This is a genomic window from Actinoallomurus acanthiterrae (genome assembly GCF_054775715.1).
In genome coordinates, this window is the sequence record NZ_BAAHCO010000001.1 from 1996931 (window position 1) to 2023720 (window position 26790).

Consider the following 26790-nt stretch of genomic DNA (forward strand, 5'->3'; position numbering starts at 1 on the left):
GGCTTCGCGCGCACGCCCCCATCTGACGGACGATCGGCCCGCCCGGTCTCGGCAGGCGGCCGCGTTTCCCGTACGCCTCACGACATCGGACAGGTCTGCCCGCACGTGAGGCGGATGAGCATCTGCAGGAAGACCTGTTGGACCTGCCGCGGGTCGAGGGTGACGAACGCCTCTCCGCCGGACGCCGCGGCGATCCGCTGGAGCGATCCCGGGTCGATGTCGGGGCCGAAGGCGATGGGGACGATCGTGACCGGCCGCATCGGGTCGGCGGACCGCTTCAGCTCCGTCAGGAGGGTCTGCAGGGAGATGGTGCGGCCCGGGTCGTAGTTCATTCCGTCGGTCAGCAGCACCACGACGTTGTTGTGGTCGGGCTGGTACGTCCGCACGGCCTCCCGGTAGGCGGCGAGGACGGAGTCGTACAGGCCGGTGCGTGTGTGCGGCACCGGCGCGGCGGCGGCGAACGACCGTTCGAGCAGGTTCCGCTGCGATCCCGCGCCGACCCTGTCGCTGAGGGTCCGGAAGGGCACGATCTGGTGATAGTCGCGGTCGCCGTCCAGTTGGGTGGCGAACTCCCACAGCGCCACCTGGGAGTTGTCACTGAGGATGTGGATCCCGCCGACGGCGACCTTGGCGGTGGCCTGCATCCGGGTGTCCCGCGTCTGCGGGACCGGGTCGGCCATGGACGGGGAGACGTCGAGGAGGATCAGCATGCGCGCGCCGAGCACGGTGCGCTGCCACATCTGCAGGACGCGGCCGACGTTCGTCGGGTCGGGGGACGGGAGCCGGTCCGGGACGCGAGCGACGACGCCGTACCGCTCGTCGAAGTCCGCCCCGGCGACGCCGTCGGGGGTGCGCAGTCCGAGCCCCTGCAGCGCCACGTGGGTCTGGGACTGGGCGAGCGTGGCCTGGAAGTCCTCGACGGTTCTCGACCGCTTGCGGTCGGTGGTCGTGGAGACGTACGGGAAGTCGAGGGCGAGTGTGCGGCCGTCGGGGTAGAGCGCGGTGACGGATGGGGTGGCGTTGGTGTGTCCGTGCTGCCAGACCGACTGCTCGGACAGCACGACGGCGGTCGGCGTCCGGGAGGTCGGTCGCGAGGTCGGCCGGGAGGTCGGCCGGGAGGTCGGTCGGGGTGGGTTGGTCGGGGAAGACGGGGGTGGGTTGGTCGGGGAAGACGCGGGTGGGTTGGTAGGGGATGACGCAGCGGCTGCCCCCTTGGCGATCTCCGTGTAGGCGGCTCGCTCATCGGGGAGGGCGGCGCCGAGGTCGGAGTAGAGCGTGACGGCGAAGGCCGCGAGCCCGGTCCTGCCGGGGCCGGCGGCGTTCTGGGCGAGGAGCAGCGCGCCGAGACCGGTGGCCTCGGCGGCCGGGTCGAGGAACCGTACGCGCAGGGGAGGCTGTGCGCCCCCGGTGCCCGGCAGCTGGCGGGACAGCAGGAGCCGCCAGCCGGCGGTACCCGGCGCGTGCCCACGTGGGACGGCGAGGACCAGCGGCGACATCGCGACCGAAGCGCCGGACGGCCGTACGACGGCGGCGCCCGCGCCGGTGCGGCGGGCGATCGGCAGCCAGAGCGACGAGTCGGGGACCCACGCGTCGGGGCGTTCCGCTCCCGGGTTGGAGCCCTGCCCCGACAGGTCGGCGGCGACCTCGGCGGGCCGCTGGCGGCGTACGGTGACGCGGGCGCAGGAGGCGCCGGCGTTGTAGCGGCGCGCGGCCTGCTCGATCGCCGGGCCGATCGACGGAGCGACGGCGACGGTGATCGACTGGTCGGCGCACCCGCTCGGGCCGGAGCCGAGCGCGCAGGCGGCGAGCGTCGGCACGACGACCGACAGCATGCCCAGTGCCTTGGCCGAAAGAGCGCGGCGAGAGTAAGGCATCGCAGGCGTCCGTCCCGTTCATTGACGGCTTCCGCCGTCACTTCTCCGGAGATTATCCAGTTAAAGCCCCCTAATAACGCCTGCTTCCGGACAATTCGGTGAGGGGTGCCGGGCGGTCGATACCCCCTACACCACAGGGGCCCCGGACGTCGCATGATGATCGGTTAAACGCGTCCGCGCGACCGTTTCCGGACATTGACAAATGGGACGACTGACGAGGGAAGAAAGGCTGACTAGACTCGCTGCCGTGGGACGTCATGTCTCGCCTGAGCGCAGGCGGTCGCTCCGCGCCGCGACGGCGCTCGCCGTCGCGGGGATCCTCCTGCTGACCGGCGTGGTGGGCTTCGCCGGCTACTCGATCTGGGCACAGGTCCGCGCCCCCACCCGGGCCCGGCCCACGACCGCCACCGCCCCGGCCGCGACGCTGACCCTGATGGTCACCGGTCCGCGCTGCCAGGTGTTCGTCGGCGTCCCGGGCGGCGACATCCTGGTCAACCGCACTCTCGTGCACGGCCAGTCCGTACGCTTCGACGACCCGCGCCTCAACGTCGTCCTCGACGACGCCGGAGCCGTCCAGGTGTACGTCAACGGCGCCCGGCGGCCACCGGGCGAGCCCGGCCGCCGCGTCGAGTTCACCGCCGTACGCTCCTGAGGCGCCGGCCAATCCGGGAGCGCCGCGCGCCGTACGGAGCGGCGGCGGTCCCGGATGGCGGCGCCTTGGGTCAGGTCCGTGCCGTGCGGCGCCTGCGCAGCAGTGCCACTCCGCCGATCAGCACGGCGACGACGGCGGCGCCCAGGCCGACCCATCCCCAGCCTCCGCCGGACGAGGACGAGGTCTGCCCGGAGGCCGGTGCGCCCGCCGCCGGGGCGGCGGAGCCGGACGTGGGGGAGGTCGCGGCCGGAGACGTGGCGGCCGGTGACGGGGACGTCCCGCCCACGACCGTGAAGGTGTAGTCGCCGGTCACCGGGTGCCCGTCGTCCGCGACCACTCGCCAGCCGACCTTGTAGACCCCCGGCGGGAGGACGCCGCCGACCTGCTCGGTCACCGTGGCGTCCGTAGCCTGCGCCTTCCCGGACTCGTGGTGGCCGCCCTTGGCGTCGAGCACGACGATGCCCGGGAAGCGCACCGCTTCGGCGAAGGTCAGCTTGATGCGGGCCGGTGACGGCACCTTGGAACCCTTGGCGGGCACGGCTGCGGTGAGCGTGGTGTGGGCCTCGGCGGGTGCGGCGCCGAGGACGCCGGTGAGGAGGCCTGCGAGGGCCGTCGCGGTGACCGCGGCCGTGAACCGGGCGGCCGGTCCTCGGCGGGTCCCCCGGGCGGGTCGGTCGAGGCCGGGTGGATGCGCCATGCGCATGGAAGTTCTCCGTTCGTGATGTTCGGGGAGCGTGCTGGGGGACCGGATTCGCCGATCCGGTCCCGTCGGGCGTTCAGCCGAACGGAGAGGGCGGCCCGCGCCGGGTGAGGACGTGGCGGAGGAGGTGTTCCGGCGGTCCGGTCACCGTGTCGGCGACGGGGTGCCGGTACGGCGCGGGCAGGGGAGCGGGCGAGGTCAGGAGCGCCCGCCACGGGCGTACGGCGGCGGCGACCTTGCGGGCCAGCCGCCACACCGCGCGCTCGCCGCGCCGCAGCCACCAGGCCGAGACGGCGGCCGCCGTCACGTGCGCGAGCGTCATCGCCCAGGTGCCGTGGGAGGCTAGGAGCGCGGGGTGGTGGGCCAGGTGCTGGCCGTGCTGCGCCGCCGTGAACAGGACGTGCAGCATGAACTGCCCGCCGAGCAGCCCGGCGAGGATGGTGCCCAGGGACCGCTCGGTCCCCGCCAGCACGGCCCCGACGACGGTCAGCCCGGCCAGCCCCGCCGCCACCGCCGCCGCGGGGACGGGTCCGTGGGACGCCGTCGTATGCCCGACGACGGCAAGGGCCGTGCACACGGCGGCGAACACCACCGCGCGTGGCAGACGGAAGACCGGCTCGCTGGGCATGACCCTTCCATCTTCCCATCGCCGGTACGGGGGCGTTTTGAGGGCGGACTATTGACGCCCGCGCTCCCTGTATCTAATTTTCATACGTCCGCATGATCCTGTTGATTCTTTTCAGTCGACGCGGCAGGAGAGTCCATGGTCCCGCTCGTCTCCGACCCCGCCGTGCGACGGGCGCAGGTCGCCGACCTGGCGGCCGTCATGGCCCGGCGGCGTGGTCCTAAGCTGCTGCTAGGCGACATCAGCGCCGAGCCGGGCGCGTCCGAGCCCGCGCCGCCGCGGACGCGACTGAGCGACGTGCTGACGGTCGCCGGCAAGCGTACGACGCCCACGTGGCCCGCCGGCGCGCCGGTCGAGCGCATCGACCACATCACGTTCACCCCGGGCCCGCGGATCACCGGCGCGTTCGTGCCGGACACGCTCGCCTCTGACCACCGGCCCGTCGTGGCCGACCTGAGAGGGACCCGATCATGACGACACGGCGCGGAATGCTTCGCGGAATCGCGGTCGCCGGCGCGGCCGTACCATTCGCCTCCCTCGATCTCCCGGCGTCCGAGGCCGCGACCGGCCGAGGGGTGTCGACGGGCTTCGAGGTGCTGCGCGCCGGGGGCTACCGGGAACTGCGCGGCCAGTCGCCAACCCGACGGCGGTGATCCGCGACCTGAGCCACGAGGTCGACATCATGCACAGCGGGTCCGGCGTGGATCTGGTCGCGGTCTTCGGCCCCGAGCACGGCTTCCGCGGCTCGGCGCAGGCCGGCGGCTCGGAGGGCTCCTACAAGGACCCGCGCACCGGGATCGCGGTCTACGACGCCTACGCCAAGACCCCTGACCAGATCGCGGCCGACTTCACCAAGGCCGGTATCGACACGGTCGTCTTCGACATCCAGGACGTCGGCGCGCGCTTCTACACCTACATCTGGACGATGTACGACTGCATGCGCGCGGCGATCCAGGCGGGCAAGCGCTTCGTCGTGCTCGACCGGCCCAACCCCCTCGGCGGCCTCGAGGCGACCGGGCCCGTCCTCCACCCGGAGTACGCCTCCGGCGTGGGCCGCGCGGCGATCGCCCAGCAGCACGCCATGACCGTCGGCGAGCTCGCCCGGTTCTTCGACGGGGAGTTCCTGGGCGGGAAGGCGAAGCCGCAGGTCGTGCGGATGCGCGGGTGGCGACGCGGCATGACGTACGAGGAGACGGGCCTGCCGTGGGTGCCGCCCTCCCCGAACATGCCGACGGTCGACACGGCGTTCGCCTATCCGGGCATGGGCCTGTTCGAGGCCGTGAACCTCTCGGAGGGGCGCGGCACGACCCTGCCGTTCCAGCTGGTCGGCGCGCCGTACGTCGACTGGCACTGGGTCGACGACCTGAACGGCCTGAACCTGCCGGGCGTGCGGTTCCGCGAGGCGTACTTCGTGCCGACGTTCTCCAAGTGGGTGAACCAGAACTGCGGGGGCGTGCAACTGGTCGTCACCGACCGGCGGCGTTACGACTCGATCCGCACTGCCCTCGCCATGATCATCAGTGCCCGGCGGCTCTACTCGAAGAACTTCGCCTGGCGGGAGAGCAAGCCCCCGTACGACATCGACACGCTCACCGGCTCGGACCAGGTCCGTACCGCCATCGACGGCGGCGCGAACGTCGACCAGGTCGTCGCCGGCTGGCAGGGCGAGCTGGCGCGGTTCCGCGCCCGGCGGGCCCGCTACCTGCTGTATCGCTGAGCCCGCTGTACCGCTGAGCCGCCCCCTCCGACCCCCGGGAGAGACGATGCGCCGTGCCCTGCCGATCTTCCTTGCCCTCGCGGGCCTGTGCGCACCGGTCGCGGCGGCGCACGCCGACCCGGTGAGGAAGGGGGCGTCCGCTCCCGCGCGGACGAGCGCCGCCGGGCCGCCGACCGTCACCCCTGCGGACCTGCGGTTCACCCCCGGCCGCGAGATCCGGTACGGCTCCCCGCAGCGGGCCGGGCTGGTGCCCGACGCGGTCGCGGCGATCGCCAAGGACGCCGCCGGCTTCATGAACCCCTCGCCGACCAACCCGCTCTACCCGGGCGCTGTCGTGCTGGCCGCCCGGAACGGCGTCGTCGCCGAGCACGAGGCGATGGGGTACGCGCTGCGGTACTCCGACGACAAGCCGACGGAGCTGCCGCGCGACCAGTGGATCCCGATGCGCAAGGACACGATCTTCGACCTGGCGTCCATGTCGAAGCTGTTCACCACCGTCGCGGCGATCCAGCAGATCGAGCGGGGCCGCATCGACCTGAACGCCACCGTCGCGACCTACCTGCCGGGCTTCGCCCAGAACGGCAAGGGCGCGATCACCATCCGCGAGCTGCTCACCCACACCAGCGGCCTGCGGCCCGACCTGCCGTTCTACAACTACAGCGGCCGCGCGGCGCAGGAGGCGGCGCTGTTCGCGGACACGCCGCAGGCCACGCCCGGCACCGCCTACATCTACTCCGACCTCAACATGATCACGATGCAGTTCGTGCTGGAGAAGGTGACCGGCACGACCCTGGACGCCCTCGTCCGGGACGGCATCACCGGGCCGCTCGGCATGCGCGACACCGGCTACAACCCGCCCGCGTCGGAGAAGCCGCGGATCGCCGCCACGGAGTACGAGCACAAGCCGTACGCCGCCCTGGACCGGGGCCTCGTCTGGGGTCAGGTGCACGACGAGAACTCCTACGCCCTCGGCGGCGTCGCCGGGCACGCCGGGGTGTTCTCCACCGCCCACGACATCGCGATCTTCGCCCAGATGATCCTGGACGGCGGGCGGTACGGCCACGCCCGTGTCCTGTCCGAGGACGCCGTACGGCTGCTGTTCACCGACTTCAACACGGCGTTCCCCGGCAACGCCCACGGGCTCGGCTTCGAGATCGGCCTGCGCTGGTACGAGGACGCCATGGCCTCTCCGGTCACGATCGGGCACACCGGCTACACGGGCACCAGCATCGTGATCGACCCGATCTCCCGGTCGTTCGTGATCCTGCTCACCAACCGCGTGCACCCCAGCCGCAACTGGGGCAGCATCAACCCCGCCCGGCGCGCCGTCGCCCACGACCTCGCCCGCGCCGTCCCCGTACGGCCCGCCGACGGGCGCGACGCGTGGTTCTCCCAGATGGCCGACGGCACGACCGCGACCCTGACCGCGCCGATGCCCGCCGGCGCCTCCCGGCTGTCCTTCCACCTCTGGTACGACACCGAGGAGACCGACACCGGCGTGCTCGAGACCTCCCCGGACGGGAAGACCTGGACGCCCGCGCCGCTGTCCCTGCGCGCCGGACGCACCGCCTGGACGGTCAACGGGGCGTTCTCCGGTTTCGCCGGGCGGCGCTGGGCGACCGCGACCGCGACGCTCCCGGCGGGCACGACCGCGGTCCGCTGGCGCTACACGACCGACCCGGCGTACGAGGGACGCGGCGTGTACGTCGACGGCGTACGGGCCCGGGACGCCGCCGGGCGCCTGGTCTTCGACGGCGAACGCCCCGCCGACGCCGCCCGTTTCCAGCCCGTCGGCTGGGTCCGCAGCACGAACTGACCCATGTGACCAACCTGACCACCCGGAACCTTGGTTTTGAACGGCCTTATCCGGCTATGGTGGGTGGGCGAGGGGAGTACTTCCCAGCGCCCACCCGGTCAGTACGGGCCTCCCATGAGGTCCCCGGGCGGCGGCCCGCACCACGACGGCGGGTGAAGGAGACCTCGGACGCTTTTGACGCTCCGGGAGTTCTCGCATGTCCGAGTCGATCGCCTCGCCGCTGCTGTGGACGATCACCATCGCCGGTGTCCTCGCCTTGTTCGCGATCGATCTGATCCTCACGCGCCGTCCGCACACGCCCTCGCTGCGCGAGTCGCTGGCGTGGTCGGGCTTCTACGTGGCACTGCCGATCCTGTTCGGCGTCTTCGCCTGGAAGTGGTTCGGGGCGGCGATCGGGACGGAGTACTTCACCGGCTACCTGGTCGAGAAGTCGCTGTCCGTCGACAACCTCTTCGTGTTCATGCTGCTGCTCGCCGCCTTCGCCGTTCCCTCGGTCCTCACCCAGCGCGTCCTGCTCTACGGCATCGCGGGGGCGCTCGTGCTGCGTGCGATCTTCATCGTGATCGGCGCGGCGGCGCTGCAGGCGATCGACTGGGCGTTCCTGCTGTTCGGCGCGATCCTGCTCGCGACCGCCGTGAAGATCATCAAGGACACGGTCAAGGGCTCGGACCACGACGTCGACGTCTCATCGCTGCGCTCCGTACGCCTGCTGCGCCGCTTCATGCCGGTGACCGACGACTACCAGGGCCCGCGGATGTTCGCGAGGAAGGGCGGCCGCCGGGCGCTGACGCCGTTCGCGCTCGTCGTCGTCGCGGTGTTCGGCGCCGACGTGGTGTTCGCCGTCGACTCCATCCCCGCCGTCTACGGCATCACCCAGGACCCGTACCTCGTCTTCACCGCGAACGCCTTCTCCCTGTTCGGCCTGCGCGCGCTGTACTTCGTGCTGCAGAACACGCTGAGCAAGCTCGTCCACCTCGGCTACGGGCTCGCCGTCATCCTCGCCTTCATCGGGGCCAAGCTGGTGCTGCACTGGGCGCACGACTCCTGGTCGTGGGTGCCCGAGGTCCCGACGCCGCTGTCCCTCGCCGTCATCGTCGTGACGCTTCTCACCGTCACCGCGACCAGCCTGTACGCCCGGCGCCGCGCTCCCTCCCGGCTCCGCGCCGCCGAGGACTGACCGTAAAGAATCATTAAAGACGTCAAAACTGGTATCACGAGTGACATGCGGAGCAAAGACGAGCTGACGGACGCCATCAGGAACGGCGGACCCGCCGTACTCGTGATCAATGCCCGGGCCCGTATGGGGGCGGCGCTCCTCCACCGCGCCCCCCGGCTCCTCGCCGAGCAGGGCGTCACAGTGGCCCGGGTGATCAACGTACGGCGGCCGGAGCGCCTGGCGCGGGCTCTCGACGAGGCCATCGCCGACGCACCGGACCTGCTCGTCGCGGCGGGCGGCGACGGCACGCTGAGCACGGCGGGCAAGCGCCTGGCCGGCCTGGACATGGCGCTCGGCGTGCTGCCCGTCGGCACCACCAACAACTTCGCCCGCAGCCTCGGCTGGCCGGGAAGCCTCGACGCCGCGATGGCGACCCTCGGGTCGGGCAAGGTCGCCGACGTCGACCTCGGCCAGGCCGGCCCCGACGCCTTCACCAACATGGTCAGCCTGGGCGTCTCCGTCCAGGTCGCCGGCCGGGTGCCGCACCGCCTCAAGCGGCATCTCGGCCGGTCCGCGTACCCGCTGACCGCCCTGTCCGCGCTCCCCGGCCACCGGCCCTTTCGGGCGCGCATCACCGCCGGCGACACCACGCTGGAGTTCGAGACCCACCAGCTCAACATCGCCAACGGCGCGTTCCACGGCGGCCGCCGCATCGCGCGCGACGCCGACATCGACGACCGGCTGCTGCTCGCCTACCGCTTCGGCGCGGGCAGCCGCTTCCACCTGGTCGGCTCGGCGATCCGGCACGCGCTCACCGGGTCGTACCTCACCATGGACGACGAGCCGTTCCTGACCACCGGCGACCTACGCCTGGAGACCGACCCCGCCCTGCCGCTGGACATCGACGGCGAGATCCGCGGCCGCACCCCGGTCCGCATCCACATCCGCCCCAACGCCCTCCGCGTCATGGTCCCCCAGGACTTCATCGACCGCTGACCGGCACCCTTTGCGTGGACGAATTCGTAGGGATCGCGCGCTCGGGTACGGGGCTCGGTAGAGGACGAAATCGGAACTCGGGGGGAGACCAGACATGTACGCAGCAGTCCGGCGGTATGAAGGGGTGACCGATTCGGCGGAGGCGGGACGACTGGTGAACGAGGGGTTCGTGCCGCTCATGCGGCAGATCCCGGGCTTCGTGGCCTACTACTGGGTCGATGCCGGGAACGGGGTCATGATCTCGACCAGCGTCTTCGAGGACGAGACCGGCGCCAAGGAGTCGGTCTTGACGGCGGAGGAGTTCGTGCAGGACAAGCTCGCGGCCCTGATGCCCAACCCTCCCCAGGTCATGGCCGGGGACGTCGTGGCCTTCGCATGACGGCGGTCGAGCTCGCACCTGGCCGGTGCCCGGCCGACGAAAAGAGGTGATCCCTGGCGTTCCGTGAACGCCAGGGATCTCTTGGTCAGCGACCGCCGAGGCCCTTGTCGAGGCCGGCGCGGCGCAGGGCGTCGGCCATCGCGCCGCCGCCACCTCCGCCTCCGCCGCCGGAGCCGCCGCGGTCGCGGCGCTGCCGGCCCGAGCGGTCGTCACGCCGGCCGCCGCCGCCCTGCCGGTTTCCGCCGCCCTCGCGGCGTCCACCGCCGTCCTGCGGGCGGCGTTCGACGTCGTCGTCGAGGCGCAGGGTCAGCGAGATGCGGTTGCGCGGGATGTCGACGCTGAGGACCTTCACGCGGACCACGTCGCCGGACTTGACGACGTCGCGCGGGTCCTTGACGAACGTCCGGGACATCGCGGAGACGTGGACGAGGCCGTCCTGGTGGACGCCGATGTCGACGAACGCGCCGAAGGCGGCGACGTTGGTGACGACGCCCTCGAGGATCATGCCGGGCTCGAGGTCCTTGACCTTGTCGACGCCCTCCTTGAACGTCGCGGTCTTGAACGCCGGACGCGGGTCGCGGCCCGGCTTGTCGAGCTCCTTGAGGATGTCGGTGACCGTCGGCAGGCCGAACGTGTCGTCGACGAAGTCCTGCGGCTTCAGGGAGCGCAGGGCGGTGCTGTTGCCGATCAGGGCCTTCAGGTCGCCGCCGGTGGCGCCCAGGATGCGGCGTACGACCGGATAGGCCTCCGGGTGCACGGCGGAGCTGTCCAGCGGGTCGTCGCCGTCCTGGATGCGCAGGAAGCCCGCGCACTGCTCGAACGCCTTCGGACCGAGCCGGGGGACGGTCTTGAGGGCGTCGCGGGCGCTGAACGGGCCGTTGGCGTCGCGGTGCGCGACGATGTTCTCGGCCAGCCCGGAGCCGATGCCGGACACGCGGGTGAGCAGCGGCACCGAGGCGGTGTTGACGTCGACGCCGACGGCGTTGACGCAGTCCTCGACGACCGCGTCGAGGGAGCGCGACAGCTTCACCTCGGAGACGTCGTGCTGGTACTGGCCCACGCCGATCGACTTGGGGTCGATCTTGACGAGCTCGGCGAGCGGGTCCTGCAGGCGGCGGGCGATCGAGACCGCGCCGCGCAGCGACACGTCCATCTCGGGCAGCTCCCGCGAGGCGTACGGGGAGGCGGAGTAGACCGAGGCACCCGCCTCGGACACCACGATCTTGGTGACCTTCGGGTGCTTCTTGATCAGGTCCGCCGCGAGCTGGTCGGTCTCCCGCGAGGCGGTGCCGTTGCCGATCGCGACCAGGTCGACGGCGTGCTTCTCGACGAGCCGCCCCAGGGACTCCAGGGCGTCGTTCCAGCGGGCGTGCGGCTTGTGCGGGTAGATCGTGTCGGTCGCCACGACCTTGCCGGTGCGGTCGACGACCGCGACCTTCACACCGGTGCGGAAGCCGGGGTCGAGGCCCATCGTCGTACGGCTGCCCGCCGGGGCGGCCAGCAGCAGGTCGCGCAGGTTGGTGGCGAACACGCGTACGGCCTCGTCCTCGGCCTCCTGGCGCAGCCGCAGCCGCAGGTCCAGGTCGAGGTGGACGAGGATGCGGGTGCGCCAGGCCCAGCGCACGGTGTCCGTCAGCCACCGGGAGCCGGAGGGGACGCCGAAGCGGTGCGCGATGGCCAGCTCGTAGGTGTTCGGCTGCGCGGGGTCGGGCTCCTCGGCGTCGGGCTCCAGGGTGAGGTCGAGGACGTCCTCCTTCTCCCCGCGGAACAGCGCGAGCACCCGGTGCGAAGGCAGCTCCGACAGCGGCTCGGCGAAGTCGAAGTAGTCGGAGAACTTCGCGCCGGCCTCCTCCTTGCCCTCCCGGACCTTGGCGACCATGCGGCCCCGCGACCAGACGCGCTCGCGCAGGTCGCCGATGAGGTCGGCGTCCTCGCCGAATCGCTCGACGAGGATCGCGCGGGCGCCGTCCAGCGCGGCCGCGACGTCGAGGTCCTCGTTGGTGTACGCCGCCGCCTCGGCCTGCGGGTCGAGGCCCGGGTCGGCGAGGAGCGCGTCGGCGAGCGGCTCCAGACCCGCCTCGCGGGCGATCTGGGCCTTCGTACGGCGCTTCGGCTTGTACGGCAGGTAGATGTCCTCGAGCCGGGCCTTGGTCTCGGCGGCCATGATCTGCGCCCGGAGCGCGTCGTCGAGCTTGCCCTGGCCCTCGATCGACTCCAGGATCGCCGCGCGCCGCTCATCGAGTTCCCGCAGGTAGCGCAGCCGCTCTTCGAGCGTGCGCAGCTGCGCGTCGTCGAGCGCGCCCGTCGCCTCCTTCCGGTACCGAGCGATGAACGGCACGGTGGAACCGCCGTCGAGCAAGTCGACGGCGACCTGGACCTGCCGCTCGCGCACGCCGAGTTCTTCGGCGATCTTCTGGTGAATCGACGTGGACACGATCTATGACCCGACCTCTCACTGAGCTTCGGGAAGCATTGTGCAACCATCAGCCCGCGTTGTCGCGTCGTCCGGGTGACGTGGCGTCGGCTTCCGGTCGCCCGGAATCCCCGTGGATGACCGCGAGGGCCCCGGCTACGCTGAGATTCGCTTGTGATCACGAAGGGGGCGGCGGGATGACGGATGTCACGGCGATTACGGAGATCACTTCGGAGCAGGAGCTGCGGGAACTGCTCGGCGAGCCGATGCCGCGCGCCATCGCCAAAGAGCGCGTCCGGCTGCACGAAGTGGACCGGAAGTGGCTGGCGGCCTCGCCGTTCTGCCTGGTGGCGACCGCCGACGCCACCGGCGCCTGCGACGTCTCCCCCAAGGGGGACCCGCCCGGCTTCACCCACGTCATCGACGACGTCACCATCGCCATCCCGGACCGCCCCGGCAACCGGCGGGTCGACGGGTTCCGCAACATCCTGGCCAACCCGCACGTCGGCCTGATCTACGTCGTGCCCGGCCGCAGCGAGACGCTTCGCATCAACGGCCGGGCCCGGCTGCTGCGCGACGCCCCCTTCTTCGACGAGATGGTCGTCAAGAACCACCGGCCGCGCCTGGCGCTCGTCGTGGAGATCGAGCAGATCTTCTTCCACTGTGCCAAGGCGTTCCTCCGCTCGGCGCTGTGGAAGCCCGAGACCTGGGACCCGGACGCCCTCCCGCCGCACGCCCACATCGTCAAGAGCGTTCAGCACACCGAGGAGAGCCTCGAGGAGCTCGAGCGCTATTACGGCCCCGCCTACGCCAAGCGCCTGTACGGCTGAGCCCGCGCCGTCGCGGAGACCCGTACAGGCTGAGCGCGGGCTGCGGGAGCCGGGAGGGCCGCGGGTCCGCCTCACCAGGGGAGGGGGCCGTCCTCGTTGAAGTAGCCGCCGGTGGGTCCGTCCGTGTCCAGGGTGGCGAGCCGTACGACGACGGTCGCGCCGTCGGTGGCGGTGCGGGGGACGTCGTACCCGAGCGGCGCGGTGAAGTCGGTCGCGCAGGGACCCGGGTCGGCGGCGTTGACGAGGATCGCGGTGTCGCGCAGCTCCTTGGCGTACTGGACGGTCAGCGCGTTCAGCGCGGACTTCGACGGCACGTACGCGGCGGAGGGCGGCAACCCCGCCTGGTGGGTGCCGGGCGTGCTCATCAGACCGCACGACCCGAGGCTGCTGCTGACGTTCACGATGCGCCCGGCGGCCGAGCGCCGGAGCAGGGGGAGCAGCGCGGCCGTCACCGTGATCACGCCGAAGACGTTGGTCTCGAACACCTCCCTGACGACGGCCAGGTCGGCGCGGCCCGGCGCCTGGGCGGAGAGCGCGCCGGGGATCCCGGCGTTGTTGATCAGCACGTCGAGGCGCCCGAAGGACTCGGTGACGTGCTCGGCCACCGCCCGGACCGTGTCCGGATCCGTGACGTCGAGGCGGACGGCGTGGGCATCGCCGCCGGCGGCGCGCAGGGCCGCGACCGCCTCCGCGCCGCGGCCGGGGTCGCGCGCCCCGACCAGCACCGTCATGCCGAGCGCGGCGAGCCGCCGGCGACCTCGCGCCCGATCCCCTTGTTCGCCCCGGTGACCAGCGCGAGCCGGCCGTCATGGGATTGCTCGTTCGTCATGTGACCAGCCCACCACCGGCGTGGTGCCGGGGACCAAGACCGGCCGGGTCGCGGTCAATACCCTGCAGGTATGGATCCGGTCGAGACGCGAGAATTCGCCTACTTCGTGGCGGTGGCCGAGGAGCTCAACTTCACGCGCGCCGCCGAGCGCCTGGGCATCGCGCAGCCGCCGCTGTCCCGGGCGATCCGGCAGCTCGAACGCCGCCTCGGCGTGACGCTGGTGGAGCGCACGAGCCGGCACGTGGCGCTGACGCCGGCGGGCGAGGTCCTGCTGCGCGAGGCCGGGAAGGTCCTCGAGGCCGTCTCGGCGGCGACCACCCGGACCAGGCGCGCGGGCGGTCCCGGCCGGCGGCTGGTGCTCGCGATGAAGCCGGGAGGGGACGGTGGCCTCCTGCCTGCCATCCTGAGGGAGTACGAGACCGATCCGGACGCGCTCCCCGCCGAGATCGTCTCCGGGGTGGGCGAGCGTGCGACTCTCCTGCGCGAGGGCCGCGCCGACGTCGCCTTCCTGCACACCGTTCACGACCTCAGCGGGTTCGACACCGAGGAACTGCTGGTCGAAGGCCAGGTGGCGGTGCTGCCGGCCGATCACCCACTGGCCGGCCGGGCGAGCCTGCACAGGGTGGACCTGGAGGGCGAGACGCTGCCTCGCTGGCCGGGCAAGGTCCGCGACGACGCCTCGGGCCCGGAGGTGCGCGACGTCGCCGAGCTGATGCAGCTCATCGCCCTCGGCCGCGTCGTCGCCGTGGTCCCGGAGTCCGCTCGCCGCCTCATGCGCCGCGACGTCGTCTGCGTCCCCGTGGTCGACGCGCCGCCGACGACCCTCGTGCTCGCCTGGCCTGAGCGCAGCACGTCACGCGCGCTCGCGGCCTTCGTCCGCGCGGCCGCCGACGTAGCCGCCCGCGTCCGCGGCGATCTCGGCCCGCCGATCTTCCGTCCGACATCCTCGGCATCGCGGGCCGACTGATCCTCGAGTGGGCTGGAAAGAGCCACTCGCTCGGCGAGTAACCGATCCGGTCCCCTAGAGAGGGACCGAACGACCGGCGGGGGTCAGGAGCGGGTCCGCGCGCCCCTGACCTCCAAGGTGGCGAGCAGCGCGGCGGTCGCCCGGGTCACCTCTTCGACGGCCTGGTCGAAGACGGCCTGATTGTGCGCCGCCGGACGCCGGAACCCGGACACCTTCCGGACGTACTGCAGCGCGGCCGCGCGGATGTCCTCTTCGGTGACCTCGTCGGTGGCGGGCGGCCGAAGCGTCTTGATGCTTCTACACATGGCACCATCCTGCACCCAAGGTCGGACACCGGCCCCATTCATGATCGACCCACCGTAGGCTGCTGTCCGGTTTCTATGGGTCAATGGGGGATTGCGGTGCGGCTGCCGGAGCATCTGGAACTACTGCTCACCGACGAGCCGGTCCTCGACGTCTACTCGTACGGCCCGTGGCGCGTGCCCGACGGGCTCTTCGAGGAGATCGCCGATCGGATCGACGGGCTGCTCGCCGACCCGCGCTGCGCGGACCTGACCACCGACGCCCACAAGTTGCTGACGCTGCCCGCCTCGCTGGTCGCCGCGGACCTGTACCAGGTCATCGGCTTCCTGCCCGGCGTGAGCGCGATCCGGGCGGGTAACCGCTGCCAACTGCACGAACACCTGCTCGGCCGGCACCTCAGCAACCCGGCGCCGCTGACCGAGCTGAACACCAAGTGGCACACCTCGACCAACTTCTGGCGGCCACCGGTCGACTGGCTGATCGAGGTACCGGACCGCGAACTCGCGATCGAACTCGCCCGTGACAGCCTCGCCGTGCTCGAGGGGATCGAGCCGTTGGAAGGCAGGCGCCGCGCGCTGCTCCGGCTGTACGACGACCCGCCGGACTGCGACGTGAACCTGTCCAAGAGCGAACTGCGCGCGCACTGGGCCGCGCACGCCGACGACGAGATCTTCGCGGAGGTGCCCGAGCTGGCCGGGTCGGTCGGCTACCTGGAATGGGTGTGGTCCGGACTCCAGGCGGCGCACGGCCACCTGTCCGGTGTGGTGCGGCGCTCCCGGTCGGTGGGAACGCACCTGAGCCGCCTGCTGATGCAGTGCGGCCTGGACCACGTGCCCGTGGAGCTGTCCGTCGTGCTCGGCGACGACCTCTATAAGGAGGTGCGGGCGCGCTTCCACCGGCATCGCGACGGTTTCCGGGCCGGTGTGTGGCAGGAGGAGATCCGGCTCTGGCTCGACGAGGCGCTGGTCGAGGGCGCGGCCGACGCCTGCCGCGCCTGGCTGGACATGGCGACCCGGTTCGTGGCCTGCGTGCAGGGCCTGCCCGGTGAGGCGCAGCGCAGCGGCGCGGACTACACGCCGATCGACCAGTTCCAGCGCGACCTGCGGCGTCTGTACGCTCCCCGCCGCCGCGTCGTCAACCCGCTCGCCGCGAAGCTCGCGACCGCCCGGAAGGACGAGCCCGTACGCGACGAGGCCGCCGCGCCTCCCGACCTGGCCACCGGCCTCGTCGGCCAGCCCGAGCTGACCGCGCTGCTTCAGGAGGCCACCGGCGGGAGGTCGACCGTACGCCTGCTCGTGGCCGGGCCGGAGGGCACCGGCCGGCGTCTCGCCGTGCAGGAGCTGGCGAAGGCGCTGGAGCTTTCCCGGGATCCGCTCTGGCTCACGCACAACCTGTTCGCGGGCAAGCCCCTCTTCGAGGCCGCCGCCAAGCTGCACGCCGACGTCCGCGACTGCGCCGGGGAGCGGCTGCTGGTCATCGACGGCCTGGACGAGTTCGCCACCGAGGCCGGTAATGGCCAGGCGCTGATCAGCGAGCTGCACCGGCTGCTGGCGGTGCATGAGGACCTCCACCTGGTCGCGCTCTGCGGCGAGGCGGGGGTGGAGCGGATCCGCGACGCCGACCCGGCCCTGCTGAACCGGTTCCGCGTCGCCCGGACCCGGCCGTTCACGGCCGACGGGTACGCCGAGCTGTTCGACCGGGAGATGCGCCGGCGCGGCGCGCGGACGTACAAACGCGCCCGCCACGCCGCCGGGGAACTGCTCTCCGCTACGCCGCCGACGCAGACGCTCCGCAACGCCCGCCTCGTGGCGCACCTGGCGGACCTCGCGGCCGCGTCCGTACGAGATCGTACGGAGCCGGATGCCGAGCTGATCGTCAAGCGAGCCGACGTCCCCCGCTCGTTCGACGCCTCGGGCGCCGGCGACGACCCGCTCGCCGAACTGCAGGCCCTCACCGGCCTGGAGACGATCAAACGGGAGATCGGGCTCCTCATCGCGATGACGCGCGCCGAGAAACTGCGCGCGGAGCAGGGGCTGGCCGGTACCGCTCCGACACGGCACATGGTGTTCACCGGCGATCCCGGCACGGGCAAGACCATGGTGGCCCGGCTGCTGGCTCGGATCTACAAGAAGCTCGGCGTGCTGTCCTCCGGCCACCTGGTCGAGGCGTCCCGTGCGCACCTCGTCGGCGAGTACATCGGCCAGACGGCGCCGCGGACCCGCCGGCTGGTCGAGCGGGCCATGGGCGGCGTGCTCTTCATCGACGAGGCCTACACGCTCACCCAGCCGTCGTTCAAGAGCGACTTCGGCCTCGAGGCCGTCGCCGAGCTGGTCAAGCTCATGGAGGACGACCGGGACGACCTCGTCGTCATCGTCGCCGGCTACGAACAGGAGATGGCGGACTTCCTGACCGCCAACCCCGGACTGGACTCCCGGTTCCCCAAGCAGCTGCACTTCGCCGACTACACCGACGGCGAGCTGTGCTCCGTGTTCGAACGGCTCGCCGCCGACGACGGCTTCGTCCTCGCGCCGGAGGTCGGCGACGCGCTGCGGGCCCTGCTCCGCCGTACGGCGCGCGGCCCGTCGTTCGGCAACGGACGGTTCATGCGCAACCTGCTCGACGCCGCCGTCGCCCGCCAGGCGCAGCGCGTCACCGGCCTCGACCGGCCCTCGCGGACGGACCTCGTCACCCTGTGCGCCGAGGACCTGCCGTCCCGCCCCGCGCCTACGGATGAGAGGTTCGGCCTCTACCTGTGACGGGCGGCCGCCTGCGGGGCCGGTTACCTGTGGGGCCGGTTACCTGTGGGGCCGGTTACCTGTGGGGCCGGCTACCTGCGGGGTCGGCTACCTGTGACGGGCGGCGGCCGGCTGCGGGGCCGGTCATCTGCGGAGCCGTTCACTTGTGGAGCCGTTCACCTGCGGGGTCGGTCGCCGGTGAGGGGTCCCGCAAGGTCACCCACGCGGCGGGGCTGTGCGGCCGGCGCTCGCTGGGTCACCATGGGTAGGCCGGGACTCTGGGCAGAGGAGGAAGGTGAGCACCATGGCATCGGGCAGTACACGGCACCCGGTCTTCGCCTGGTTCTACGCGAAGGTCGCCGGACCCGCGCTGGACAAGGCGGGCGTCGCCGAACACCGCGAGCGCCTCCTGGCCGGGCTGTCCGGGGAGGTGGTCGAGATCGGCGCGGGCAACGGCCTGAACTTCCCGCACTACCCGGCCGAGGTGAGGCGGGTGGTCGCCATCGAGCCCGAGCCGCAGTTGCGCGCCCTCGCCCGGGAGGCCGCGCTCGCCGCGCCGGTACAGGTCGAGGTCGTCGACGGCCGCGCCGAGCAGCTCCCGGCTGTCGACGGCTCTTTCGACGCGGCCGTGGTCTGCCTGACCCTGTGCTCGATCGCCGACCCGGGAGCCGCTCTCACCGAGCTCCACCGCGTGCTGCGGCCCGGCGGACAACTGCGCTTCTTCGAGCACGTACAGGCCGACTCGCCCGCCATGCGCCGCGTCCAGCGCCTTGTGGACGCGACCATCTGGCCCCGGCTGTGCGGAGGCTGCCACACCGGCCGCGACACCCAGTCGGCCATCACGGCCGCCGGCTTCACCCTCTCCGAAGTGGACCGTTTCCCCTTTCCCGCCACCAAGATCCCGTCCCCTGCGGCGACCCACATCCTCGGCACCGCCGTACGAGAGCCCTCCGACCAGGCAGGACCACGATGACCGATATCGAAAGCGCCCCTGAAGCCGCCGTCGAGGCGGCGGGCGAGACCGCTGAGGCGGCCAGGACCCTGCTGGCGAGACTGGCCGACCGGCTCGGCGGCAAGGCGTCGGTGACCGCCGTCTTCGGCGAACCCGTCGTCAGCGACGGCGTGACCGTGATCCCGGTGGCACAGGCCGTCTACGGCTTCGGTGCCGGTGCGGGGCGCGAGACCGGACCCGCCAAGACCGGCGACGGCGGCGGCGGGGGAGGCGGTGCCTACACCCGACCCCTCGGCTTCATCGAGATCAAGGACGGCACGGCCACCTACAAGCCGATTCGCGACCCCTGGACGGACATCGTCGTTCCGGTGACGCTCGTCCTCGCCGGCACCCTCGCGCCGAGGCTCGCCCGCGCCATCCGCCGACGCCGCCGCCGCTGACACGCGAGAGCCGGACCCTGCGCCGAGGACCCGCCCCGCGCCCGCGGATGCCGACCTCAACGTGCGGACAGCAGGCGTCACCTGCCCGCGCCCGCGGATGCCGGCCTCAACGTGCGGACAGCAGGCGTCGCCTGCCCGCGCCTGCGGATGTCGGCCTCAGCTTGCGGACTTGTGCGGACAGCCCGCGGCGCGGGTGCCGGCCTCTACCTGTGACCGGGCGGGGCTGCCAGGCACTCGGCGAGGAAGCCCTCCAGCGCCGACCAGGCGCGCCCGGCGGTCCGGGCGTCGTACTGGATCCCGCGCTCGGGGCTGTTCGCGTTCGGCGCCATGAACGCGTGCTTCGCGTGCCCGAACGCCTCGATCCGCCAGTCGGCGCTGGCCTCGGTGAGTTCGGCCGCGAGCGCGACGACGTCGTCCGGCTTCGCGAACGGGTCCTCCCAGCCGTGGTACACGGCGACCTTGCAGCCAATCGGCCGTACGGCCCGGTTCGGCGGAGGCGTGAGGACGCCGTGGAAGGCCGCGACGCCCGTGACGGCCGCGCCGGTCCGGGCCATGTCGAGCACGCACAGCGCGCCGAAGCAGAACCCGACCGCCGCGAGCCGGGCGGGATCCACCTCGGGCAGCCCGGCGGCGACGGAGACGACGGTGGCCAGCCGGTCCGCGAGCATCGCGCGGTCCTCCAGGAACGGCCGCATGCGCGCGTCGAACTCCTCCGGCGTCGACGCGCTCACGCCTTTGCCGAATACGTCCATGGCGAACGCCTGATATCCCCAGGGCACGATGCGCTTGCCGACCTCGATCAGCGCGTCGCTCATGCCTTCCGCCCCGTGACAGAGGAGCACCGTGGGTGCCGGGGCCGGGATCGCGTCGTCGGCGATGAGGACGCCTTCGAGCGCGGCGGCGTCGTGCCGGTACCCGATCGGCCTGGTGATCACGGTCATCGGGGGAGCACTTGGTCGGCGGCGTGCACGACGTGGTCGACGAAGCCGTACCCGCGGGCCTCCTCGGCGGTGAAGTAGCGGTCGCGGTCGGAGTCGGCCTCGATCCGCTCGACCGGCTGCCCGGTGTGGTGGGCGATGCGTTCGATCATGAGGTGCTTGATGGCGCGCATGTGCTCGGCCTGGATCCGGATGTCGGCGGCGACGCCCCGGATTCCGCCGGACGGCTGGTGCATGAGGATGCTGGTGTGGGGGAGGGCGTAGCGCTTGCCGGGCGTGCCCGCGCACAGCAGGAACTGCCCCATCGACGCGGTGAAGCCCATCGACAGCGTCGCCACGTCGTTCGGGATGAACTGCATGATGTCGTAGATCGCCAGGCCGGCCGTCACCGAGCCGCCGGGCGAGTTGATGTAGAGGTGGATGTCGCGGTTCCGGTCCTCGGCCGACAGGAGCAGCATCTCGGCGCAGATCCGGTTGGCGATCTCGTCGTCGACCTCCTGGCCGAGGACGATGATGCGCTCGCGCAGCAGCCGCTGGAAGACCTGCTCGCCCATCGGCGGCGCGGGGGGCGCCTCGGCGGTGCGCGAGGCGGGTTCGAAGAGCATCTGGAGAGTCATGCCGCCAGGAAAGCGGCGGCTCGGACGTGACGTCCAACAACTTCTCGCGCGGCTTTGACAGCCGACGGTTGTTGATTAAGCCTTTTCGGGTGGAACCCGATCTCCAGGGGATGCGGGCGTTCGTCGTCACGGCGGAGGAGCTGCACTTCGGCCGGGCCGCGGCGCGGCTCTTCCTGACCCAGCAGGCGCTGTCCAAGCGCATTCGCCGGCTGGAGAACGCCCTGGCAGTGCCGCTGTTCGAGCGCACCACGCGCCGGGTCGCGCTGACGCCGGCCTGGCGGTTCCTGCCGCTCGCCCGGGACGCCGTCGCCGCGTACGACACCGCCGTCGCCGCCGTCCGCGACACGTCCGCGCCGCTGCGGGTCGAGGTGTTCGCTGAGCGCTTCACGCCGCTGCGGATCCTGCGGGAGGCCGTCGAGCGGACTCCGGGCCTGCGGGTGGAGCCCACGATGCGGCAGGGACTGGCGACCGCGCTGCCGGCCCTGCTGGGCGGCGAACTGGACGCGGCGTTCGGCCGGGTGCACGATCTCGGCCGGCCCTGGCCCGCCGAGCTCGACCACCGTCCCGTGCACATCGAGCCCCTGCACGCCTTCGTCGACGAGGCGCATCCGCTCGCCGGCCGATCCGTCCTGCGGCTGACCGACCTCCGGGAGGCGGGCATCGCGATGCCCGACCCTGGCGGCTCCGAGGAGTCGCGCGGCTATCTCCTCCGGCTCCGCGACGAGCTCGGCGTCCCCGTCCGGTTCACCGAACTCGCGATCGGGGTCCGTGACTACGGGGAGCAGATGCGGCGTGAGAGGCGTGCCGTGGTGCTCGGCGAGGCGGGCATGGACCTGCACGACCCGCGCATGCGGCAGATCCCGATCGCGGGACCGGTGCCGATGCACGTGTGGTCCATCACCTGGCAGCGCCGCAACCGCGACCCACGGTTGGCCAGGTTGCTGGCGGCGCTGCCGGTACCGTCCGTTCCCGACCCCGGTGACGACCGCCTCTGGATCCCCGACGTCGACCGCGCGGCGCTCACCGGAGGCGATCCCGCCCCGGCGCCCTGACGCGTTCGCGGGGCGCCTTGGCCCGCGCAACGCCGGGCCAGAGGAGCTTGGAGACGCTCCCGGCGCGCCGCGCCGCGCCGTGCGCCGCCCGCCGCCCGCCGTGCGCCGCCCGCCGCCCGCCGTGCGTCGTCCGCCGTGCGCTGTGCGCCGTGCGCTGTGCGCCGTGCGCTGGCCGCCGTCCGCCGTGCGCCGTGCGCCCGCCTCTGTGAACGCCGCTGGCAGCTGCGGTCGGGGAGCACCCGACGCAGGACCCGCCGCCGTACGTCCGTGATCCGGCTTGACAGGTTAGTGAGTGCTCACCCACCATGGTTAGTGAACGCTTACTAACCGCAGAGGGGCATCATGAGGCTCACAGTCTTCGGAGCGACCGGCAGGACCGGCGTGCAGATCGTCCGGCAGGCCGCCGACGCCGGCCACGAGGTGACCGCGGTCGTCCGCGACCGCTCGCGCCTGCCGCTGGACCAGGGAACCCGTGTCGAGGTCGTCGAGGCCGACGTGATGGACCCCGTCGCCATCGAGGAGGCCGTCAAGGGCCGCGACGCCGTCATCAACGCGATCGGCAGCCACGACCTGCGGCAGCCGACCAGCGTGTGCGCCGACAGCGCGCGGAGCGCCATCGCCGCCATCCAGGCCACGGGAGAGGACCTCCGGCTGGTCACGGCGAGCAACAGCGCGATGGCCCCCGGCGAGGGCGACGACCCGTTCACCCGCTATCTGGTCAAGCCGGTCGTCCTGTCGCGGCTCCTCCAGCACATGATCGACGACATGCGCCGGGCCGAAGGACTCGTGCGCGCCTCCGGCCTGCCCTGGACGATCGTCCGTGCCTGGCCGACCGACCGGCCGGGCAAGGGCGCCTATCGCAAGGCCGTCGACCGCAACGTTCTCGGCGGCTTCCAGATCACCAGGGCCGACTTCGCGACCGCGATGCTGGACGCGGCCACCGACCGCGCCGCCGACGGGCACGTCATCTCGGTCGGCAACTGACCGGTCACGCGAGAAGTTTCTCCAGGGTGATCGGCAGGTCGCGGATCCGTTTGCCGGTGGCGTTGTAGATCGCGTTGGCGACGGCGCCGGCGGCCCCGACGATGCCGAACTCCCCGATGCCGCGGGCGCCGAGCGGGCTGAGCAGCGTGTCGGGGTAGTCGAGGAAGTGCACGTCGATCGGCGGGATGTCGGCGTTGACCGGGACGAGGTACGACGCGAGGTCGCCGTTGGAGATCCGGCCGGTGGCCGGCTCCAGGCGGGTCTCCTCGAGGAGGGCGTGCCCGATGCCCATGACGACGCCGCCGACGATCTGGTTGTGCGCGGTCTTCTCGTTGACGATCCGGCCGGCGTCGAGGACGGTCAGCCAGCGGGAGACCCGCGGCTCGCCGGTCCAGGCGTTCACGCGCACCTCGCAGAAGTGCGCGCCGAACGACCGGAAGCCGTGGGCCTTGTCCCCGTTCTTCGGCGACGTCGCGGTCGCCTCGACGCCGGGGACGTCCAGTGAGGTCAGCAGCGAGCCGAACGGCACGGACAGGTCGCCCGCCTTCAGCCGGCCGTCCTCGAACCGGACGTCGCCGGCGGCCATCCCGTGGAACGGCGACCGCTCGTCCTGGACGGCCAGGCCGATCATGGCGGTCTTGGCGGCGTCGGTCGCGAGCTGGACGGCCGGGCCGTTGGTCGAGGTGGATCCGGAACCGCCGGCGTTCGCGGCGACGGGGGAGGCGGAGTCGCCGAGGTCGGGCCGGATCCGCGCGACCGGGATGCCGAGGGACTCGGCGGCGAGGATCGCCCACACGGTGGACTGCCCGGTGCCGAGGTCGGCCCCGGTGCCGGACACCACGGCGGTGCCGTCCGCCAGCAGCCGTACCTTGACCGAGGCCTGCGCGCGCGACGCGCCGTACGTGGCCGTCGCCATGCCCAGGCCGACGAGTTGGTCGCCGTCGGTGACCGCGCCCGGTGTCGGGTTCCGCCGCGACCAGCCGAACCGCTCGGCGCCGATCCGGTAGCACTCGTCGAGGTGCTTGCTGGACCACGGCACGCCGCTGCTCGGCACGACGGGGGAGTCGTTCTTGCGGCGCAGTTCCAGGGGGTCCATGCCGAGCTTGACCGCGAGCTCGTCCATCGCGCTCTCCAGCGCGAACGAGCCGTTCGCCTCCTGCGGCGCCCGCATGATCGTCGTGACCGGCACGTCCAGCGTGACGACCTTCCGGCTCACGTGGATGTTGGGCGAGGCGTACATCGACAGGCACAGGTTGGCGACGGGCTCGTAGAAACCGTTCGACGCCGACTTGCTGGAGACGCCGTCGTTCTTGATCGCGGTGAGCGCGCCGTCCGTCCGCGCGCCGAGCGACACGGTCTGCTGCGAGGCGGGCCGGTGCCCGACGACGGTGAACGTCTGCTCGCGGGTGAGGACGGTCTTGACCGGGCGGCCCAGCGCTCTGGACGCGGCGGCGGTCAGCGGTGTGTGCGCCCAGATGCCCCACTTGTTGCCGAAGCCGCCGCCGACGTACGGGTTGCGGACGTGGATCTTGGCCTTGTCGATGCCGAGCGCCTCCGCGATCCGGTCGACGACGAGTATGACGCCCTGGGTCGCCGTGTAGAGCGTCACGTGGTCGCTGTCCCAGGCCGCGACGGTCGGGTGCGGCTCCATCGCGTTGTGGTTCTGCATCGACGCGGTGTACGTCGCGGAGATCGCGACCTCGCTCGCGCGCAGGGCGTCGTCGATGGACCCGACACCCGGCGCGAGCACCTCGGAGACCGGGGACCCGCTCGGCGGGTCGCTCGCGGAGGCGAGGCCGTCGTGGAAGGAGGCGGCGGGCGTCCGCGCGTCGTACCGGACCTGGATCAGCCCCGCAGCGTCCCGGGCCTGCTCGAACGTCTCGGCCACGACGAGGCCGATCGCCTGGCCGAAGTAGCGGACGTTCGGGTCCTGCAACGGCGGGGTGAGCTCGTCGTTCTGCTCCTTGGTGTAGCGGTACAGCTTCAGCGGCTCGAACGGCGTGTACACCGCGAGGACGCCGGGTGCCTTCGATGCGGCGGCCGTGTCCATGCTGACGATCGTGCCGCGCGCGACCGTGCTGGTGACGAGGTAGCCGTGCGTGAGGCGGTCGAGACGGTTGTCGGCCGCGTACGTCGCGCCGCCGGTGACCTTGAGCCGCCCGTCGACCCGGTCCGTCATGACCGTCCCTCCAGCTTCATGAGGGCGCGGACGATCGTGCGCTTCAGCAGCGTCACCTTGAACCCGTTGTCGGGAAGCGGCCGCGCGCCGTCGGCGGCCGGAGCGGCGGCCGCCTCGAAGGTGGCCTGCGTCGGCGGCTTGCCGCGCAGCGCGGCCTCGACGGCGGGCAGCCGCCACGGCACGCTGCCGACGCCGCCCGCCGCGACCCGCGCCTCGCGGATCACGCCGCCGCGCACGTCGAGGGCAACGGCGGCCGAGGCGAGCGCGAACTCGTACGAGCTCCGGTCCCGTACCTTGACGTAGGTCGAGTGGCGGGCCCACGGGAGACGGGGCACGACCACCTCGGTGATCAGCTCGCCGGGCCGCAGGTCGTTCTCGACCTGAGGAGTGTCGCCCGGCGGCCGGTAGAAGGCGGCGAGCCGGACCAGGCGCTCGCCGGCGCGGCTCACCAGGCGCACCGAGGCGTCCAGCGCGACGAGCGCCACGGCCAGGTCGCTCGGGTGCGTGGCGACGCATGCGTCACTGGTGCCCAGGATGGCGTGCGTGCGGTTGTCCCCGGTCAGCGCCGCGCAGCCGCTGCCTGGCTGCCGCCGGTTGCAGGCCGTGTGGACGTCGCGGAAGTAGCCGCAGCGGGTGCGCTGCAGCAGGTTGCCGCCGATGCTCGCCATGTTGCGCAGCTGCGGGGACGCGCTGAGCGCGAGCGCCTCGGCGATCACCGGGTACACCCTGGGATGCCGGGCGACGTCGCTCATCCGCTCGAGCGCGCCGATGCGCGACGCGTCCCGGCTGATGCCGTGCAGCGGCAGGCGGTTGATGTCGATGACCTGTCCCGGCGCCAGCACGTCGAGTTTCATCAGGTCGACCAGTGTCGTGCCGCCCGCGAGGAACGCCGAGCCGGGCCCCGCGAGCCGCAGCGCCTCCGGCAGCGTACGGGCGGTGGTGAAGCCGAACGCGCGCATCAGTCCGCCTCCCGCGCCTTCTTGATCGCCTCGACGATGCCGGGGTAGGCGCCGCAGCGGCAGATGTTCCCGGACATCGCCTCGCGGATCTCCTCGTCGGTCCGGGCGTGGCCCTCCTTCAGGAGGGCGACCGCCGACATGATCTGCCCGGACGTGCAGAACCCGCACTGGAACCCGTCGCACTCGACGAACGCCTCCTGCACCGGGTGCAGGTCGTCGCCGTGCGCCAGGCCCTCGACCGTGGTGACCTTCCGGCCGTCGGCCGTCGCTGCGAGGGTGAGGCAGGACAGGACGCGGCGGCCGTCGACGTGCACCGTGCACGCCCCGCACTGCCCCCGGTCGCAGCCCTTCTTCGTGCCGGTCAGGCCGAGCCGCTCGCGCAGCGCGTCCAGGAGCGTCACGCGGGGGTCGACGTGGAGCTTCTCGGCCTTGCCGTTCACCGTGACCGCGATGTCGACGGCGCCGTCCTCGGCGGCCGGAGCGGCCGGGCCGGGGATCGGGGCCGAGGTCAGCATCACCCCGGCCGACGCCGCGGCCGTCGTCCCGAAGAAGCCGCGCCGCGACAGCGCGCCGTCGTCGCGTGTCGTCTCGCCGGGGAGCCGCCGCGGCAGGCCGCGGGTCTTCTCGCCGGAGCGTCGCGACCGCCCGCCGTTCCCCTGGCTCGTCTCGCCACCCAT

At 72.3% G+C, this 26790-nt stretch carries 26 protein-coding genes; 15 read left to right on the top strand and 11 right to left on the bottom strand.

Annotated elements, in window-relative coordinates; all coding sequences use genetic code 11:
- Window positions 1–77 precede the first annotated feature (77 nt).
- Complete coding sequence (locus tag ACYVF7_RS09885) at window positions 78–1874, bottom strand: substrate-binding domain-containing protein (protein WP_460338096.1); 1797 nt, start codon at window positions 1872–1874, stop codon at window positions 78–80.
- A 247-nt stretch (window positions 1875–2121) separates the two neighbouring features.
- On the opposite strand from ACYVF7_RS09885, the gene ACYVF7_RS09890 reads away from it, so the two are divergent.
- On the top strand, window positions 2122–2526 hold the full coding sequence (locus ACYVF7_RS09890) for a hypothetical protein (protein WP_460338098.1): 405 nt from the start codon (window positions 2122–2124) through the stop codon (window positions 2524–2526).
- 70 nt (window positions 2527–2596) lie between these two features.
- Here ACYVF7_RS09890 and ACYVF7_RS09895 read toward each other — a convergent pair whose 3' ends face one another.
- Together ACYVF7_RS09895 and ACYVF7_RS09900 are read right to left on the bottom strand one after the other, a co-directional pair.
- Window positions 2597–3229 (bottom strand): copper resistance CopC family protein, encoded by a 633-nt coding sequence (locus tag ACYVF7_RS09895; RefSeq protein ID WP_460338100.1) that lies wholly within the window; start codon window positions 3227–3229, stop codon window positions 2597–2599.
- Window positions 3230–3302: 73 nt separating this feature from the next.
- On the bottom strand, window positions 3303–3854 hold the full coding sequence (locus tag ACYVF7_RS09900; RefSeq protein ID WP_460338101.1) for an MFS transporter: 552 nt from the start codon (window positions 3852–3854) through the stop codon (window positions 3303–3305).
- A 135-nt stretch (window positions 3855–3989) separates the two neighbouring features.
- Here ACYVF7_RS09900 and ACYVF7_RS09905 point away from each other — a divergent pair, with 135 nt between their 5' ends.
- The 7 genes from ACYVF7_RS09905 to ACYVF7_RS09935 all read left to right on the top strand — a co-directional run bounded on the left by ACYVF7_RS09905 (window position 3990) and on the right by ACYVF7_RS09935 (window position 9915).
- Window positions 3990–4325 (top strand): endonuclease/exonuclease/phosphatase family protein, encoded by a 336-nt coding sequence (locus tag ACYVF7_RS09905; protein WP_460338103.1) that lies wholly within the window; start codon window positions 3990–3992, stop codon window positions 4323–4325.
- On the top strand, window positions 4322–4504 hold the full coding sequence (locus ACYVF7_RS09910; protein WP_460338105.1) for a hypothetical protein: 183 nt from the start codon (window positions 4322–4324) through the stop codon (window positions 4502–4504). Before ACYVF7_RS09905 ends, ACYVF7_RS09910 begins: the two co-directional genes overlap by 4 nt.
- Window positions 4501–5568, top strand: a complete 1068-nt coding sequence (locus tag ACYVF7_RS09915) for an exo-beta-N-acetylmuramidase NamZ family protein (RefSeq protein WP_460338107.1) — start codon at window positions 4501–4503, stop codon at window positions 5566–5568. The genes ACYVF7_RS09910 and ACYVF7_RS09915 overlap by 4 nt, the downstream gene beginning before the upstream one ends.
- A gap of 46 nt (window positions 5569–5614) precedes the next feature.
- A complete protein-coding gene (locus tag ACYVF7_RS09920) occupies window positions 5615–7384 on the top strand; it encodes a serine hydrolase domain-containing protein (protein WP_460338109.1) in 1770 nt (589 codons plus the stop codon).
- A gap of 196 nt (window positions 7385–7580) precedes the next feature.
- Window positions 7581–8561, top strand: a complete 981-nt coding sequence (locus ACYVF7_RS09925) for a TerC/Alx family metal homeostasis membrane protein (RefSeq protein WP_460338111.1) — start codon at window positions 7581–7583, stop codon at window positions 8559–8561.
- Between the two features lie 45 nt (window positions 8562–8606).
- Window positions 8607–9536 carry a diacylglycerol/lipid kinase family protein gene (locus ACYVF7_RS09930; protein ID WP_460338113.1) on the top strand — a complete coding sequence of 310 codons (930 nt, stop codon included), beginning with the start codon at window positions 8607–8609 and terminating at the stop codon, window positions 9534–9536.
- Between the two features lie 94 nt (window positions 9537–9630).
- Entirely contained in the window at window positions 9631–9915 is a 285-nt protein-coding gene (locus tag ACYVF7_RS09935; RefSeq protein ID WP_460338115.1) for a hypothetical protein, read from the top strand.
- An 85-nt stretch (window positions 9916–10000) separates the two neighbouring features.
- Here the strand turns inward: ACYVF7_RS09935 and ACYVF7_RS09940 are convergent, their stop codons facing one another.
- A complete protein-coding gene (locus tag ACYVF7_RS09940) occupies window positions 10001–12349 on the bottom strand; it encodes a Tex family protein (protein WP_460338117.1) in 2349 nt (782 codons plus the stop codon).
- Window positions 12350–12525: 176 nt separating this feature from the next.
- Between ACYVF7_RS09940 and ACYVF7_RS09945 the strand changes: the two genes are divergently transcribed.
- A complete protein-coding gene (locus tag ACYVF7_RS09945) occupies window positions 12526–13158 on the top strand; it encodes a pyridoxamine 5'-phosphate oxidase family protein (protein ID WP_460338119.1) in 633 nt (210 codons plus the stop codon).
- Between the two features lie 71 nt (window positions 13159–13229).
- On the opposite strand, the gene ACYVF7_RS09950 is transcribed toward ACYVF7_RS09945, so the two are convergent.
- Window positions 13230–13889 (bottom strand): SDR family NAD(P)-dependent oxidoreductase, encoded by a 660-nt coding sequence (locus ACYVF7_RS09950; protein WP_460338121.1) that lies wholly within the window; start codon window positions 13887–13889, stop codon window positions 13230–13232.
- Window positions 13890–14057: 168 nt separating this feature from the next.
- Between ACYVF7_RS09950 and ACYVF7_RS09955 the strand changes: the two genes are divergently transcribed.
- Window positions 14058–14954: a LysR family transcriptional regulator gene (locus ACYVF7_RS09955; RefSeq protein WP_460338123.1), complete on the top strand. Its 897-nt coding sequence runs from the start codon at window positions 14058–14060 to the stop codon at window positions 14952–14954.
- 83 nt (window positions 14955–15037) lie between these two features.
- Here the strand turns inward: ACYVF7_RS09955 and ACYVF7_RS09960 are convergent, their stop codons facing one another.
- Window positions 15038–15259: a DUF2277 domain-containing protein gene (locus tag ACYVF7_RS09960; protein ID WP_460338125.1), complete on the bottom strand. Its 222-nt coding sequence runs from the start codon at window positions 15257–15259 to the stop codon at window positions 15038–15040.
- A gap of 96 nt (window positions 15260–15355) precedes the next feature.
- Here ACYVF7_RS09960 and ACYVF7_RS09965 point away from each other — a divergent pair, with 96 nt between their 5' ends.
- From ACYVF7_RS09965 to ACYVF7_RS09975, 3 genes are all read left to right on the top strand, one after another.
- Entirely contained in the window at window positions 15356–18013 is a 2658-nt protein-coding gene (locus ACYVF7_RS09965) for an AAA family ATPase (protein WP_460338127.1), read from the top strand.
- Window positions 18014–18296: 283 nt separating this feature from the next.
- Window positions 18297–18965 (top strand): class I SAM-dependent methyltransferase, encoded by a 669-nt coding sequence (locus tag ACYVF7_RS09970; protein ID WP_460357855.1) that lies wholly within the window; start codon window positions 18297–18299, stop codon window positions 18963–18965.
- Entirely contained in the window at window positions 18962–19384 is a 423-nt protein-coding gene (locus ACYVF7_RS09975; protein WP_460338129.1) for a spore germination protein GerW family protein, read from the top strand. Before ACYVF7_RS09970 ends, ACYVF7_RS09975 begins: the two co-directional genes overlap by 4 nt.
- Window positions 19385–19587: 203 nt before the next feature.
- On the opposite strand, the gene ACYVF7_RS09980 is transcribed toward ACYVF7_RS09975, so the two are convergent.
- Together ACYVF7_RS09980 and ACYVF7_RS09985 are read right to left on the bottom strand one after the other, a co-directional pair.
- On the bottom strand, window positions 19588–20325 hold the full coding sequence (locus ACYVF7_RS09980; RefSeq protein WP_460338131.1) for a dienelactone hydrolase family protein: 738 nt from the start codon (window positions 20323–20325) through the stop codon (window positions 19588–19590).
- Entirely contained in the window at window positions 20322–20939 is a 618-nt protein-coding gene (locus tag ACYVF7_RS09985) for an ATP-dependent Clp protease proteolytic subunit (RefSeq protein WP_460338133.1), read from the bottom strand. Before ACYVF7_RS09985 ends, ACYVF7_RS09980 begins: the two co-directional genes overlap by 4 nt.
- A gap of 89 nt (window positions 20940–21028) precedes the next feature.
- On the opposite strand from ACYVF7_RS09985, the gene ACYVF7_RS09990 reads away from it, so the two are divergent.
- The gene (locus tag ACYVF7_RS09990; protein ID WP_460338135.1) at window positions 21029–21991 is read left to right on the top strand and encodes a LysR family transcriptional regulator; all 963 of its coding nucleotides are present in this window, start codon (window positions 21029–21031) and stop codon (window positions 21989–21991) included.
- Window positions 21992–22333: 342 nt separating this feature from the next.
- Window positions 22334–22975, top strand: a complete 642-nt coding sequence (locus ACYVF7_RS09995; RefSeq protein WP_460338137.1) for an NAD(P)-dependent oxidoreductase — start codon at window positions 22334–22336, stop codon at window positions 22973–22975.
- 4 nt (window positions 22976–22979) lie between these two features.
- On the opposite strand, the gene ACYVF7_RS10000 is transcribed toward ACYVF7_RS09995, so the two are convergent.
- From ACYVF7_RS10000 to ACYVF7_RS10010, 3 genes are read right to left on the bottom strand one after another with little or no spacing between them, the layout of a single operon-like run.
- Window positions 22980–25154: a xanthine dehydrogenase family protein molybdopterin-binding subunit gene (locus ACYVF7_RS10000; RefSeq protein ID WP_460338138.1), complete on the bottom strand. Its 2175-nt coding sequence runs from the start codon at window positions 25152–25154 to the stop codon at window positions 22980–22982.
- The gene (locus tag ACYVF7_RS10005; protein WP_460338140.1) at window positions 25151–26113 is read right to left on the bottom strand and encodes an FAD binding domain-containing protein; all 963 of its coding nucleotides are present in this window, start codon (window positions 26111–26113) and stop codon (window positions 25151–25153) included. The genes ACYVF7_RS10000 and ACYVF7_RS10005 overlap by 4 nt, the downstream gene beginning before the upstream one ends.
- Complete coding sequence (locus ACYVF7_RS10010) at window positions 26113–26790, bottom strand: (2Fe-2S)-binding protein (RefSeq protein ID WP_460338142.1); 678 nt, start codon at window positions 26788–26790, stop codon at window positions 26113–26115. The genes ACYVF7_RS10005 and ACYVF7_RS10010 overlap by 1 nt, the downstream gene beginning before the upstream one ends.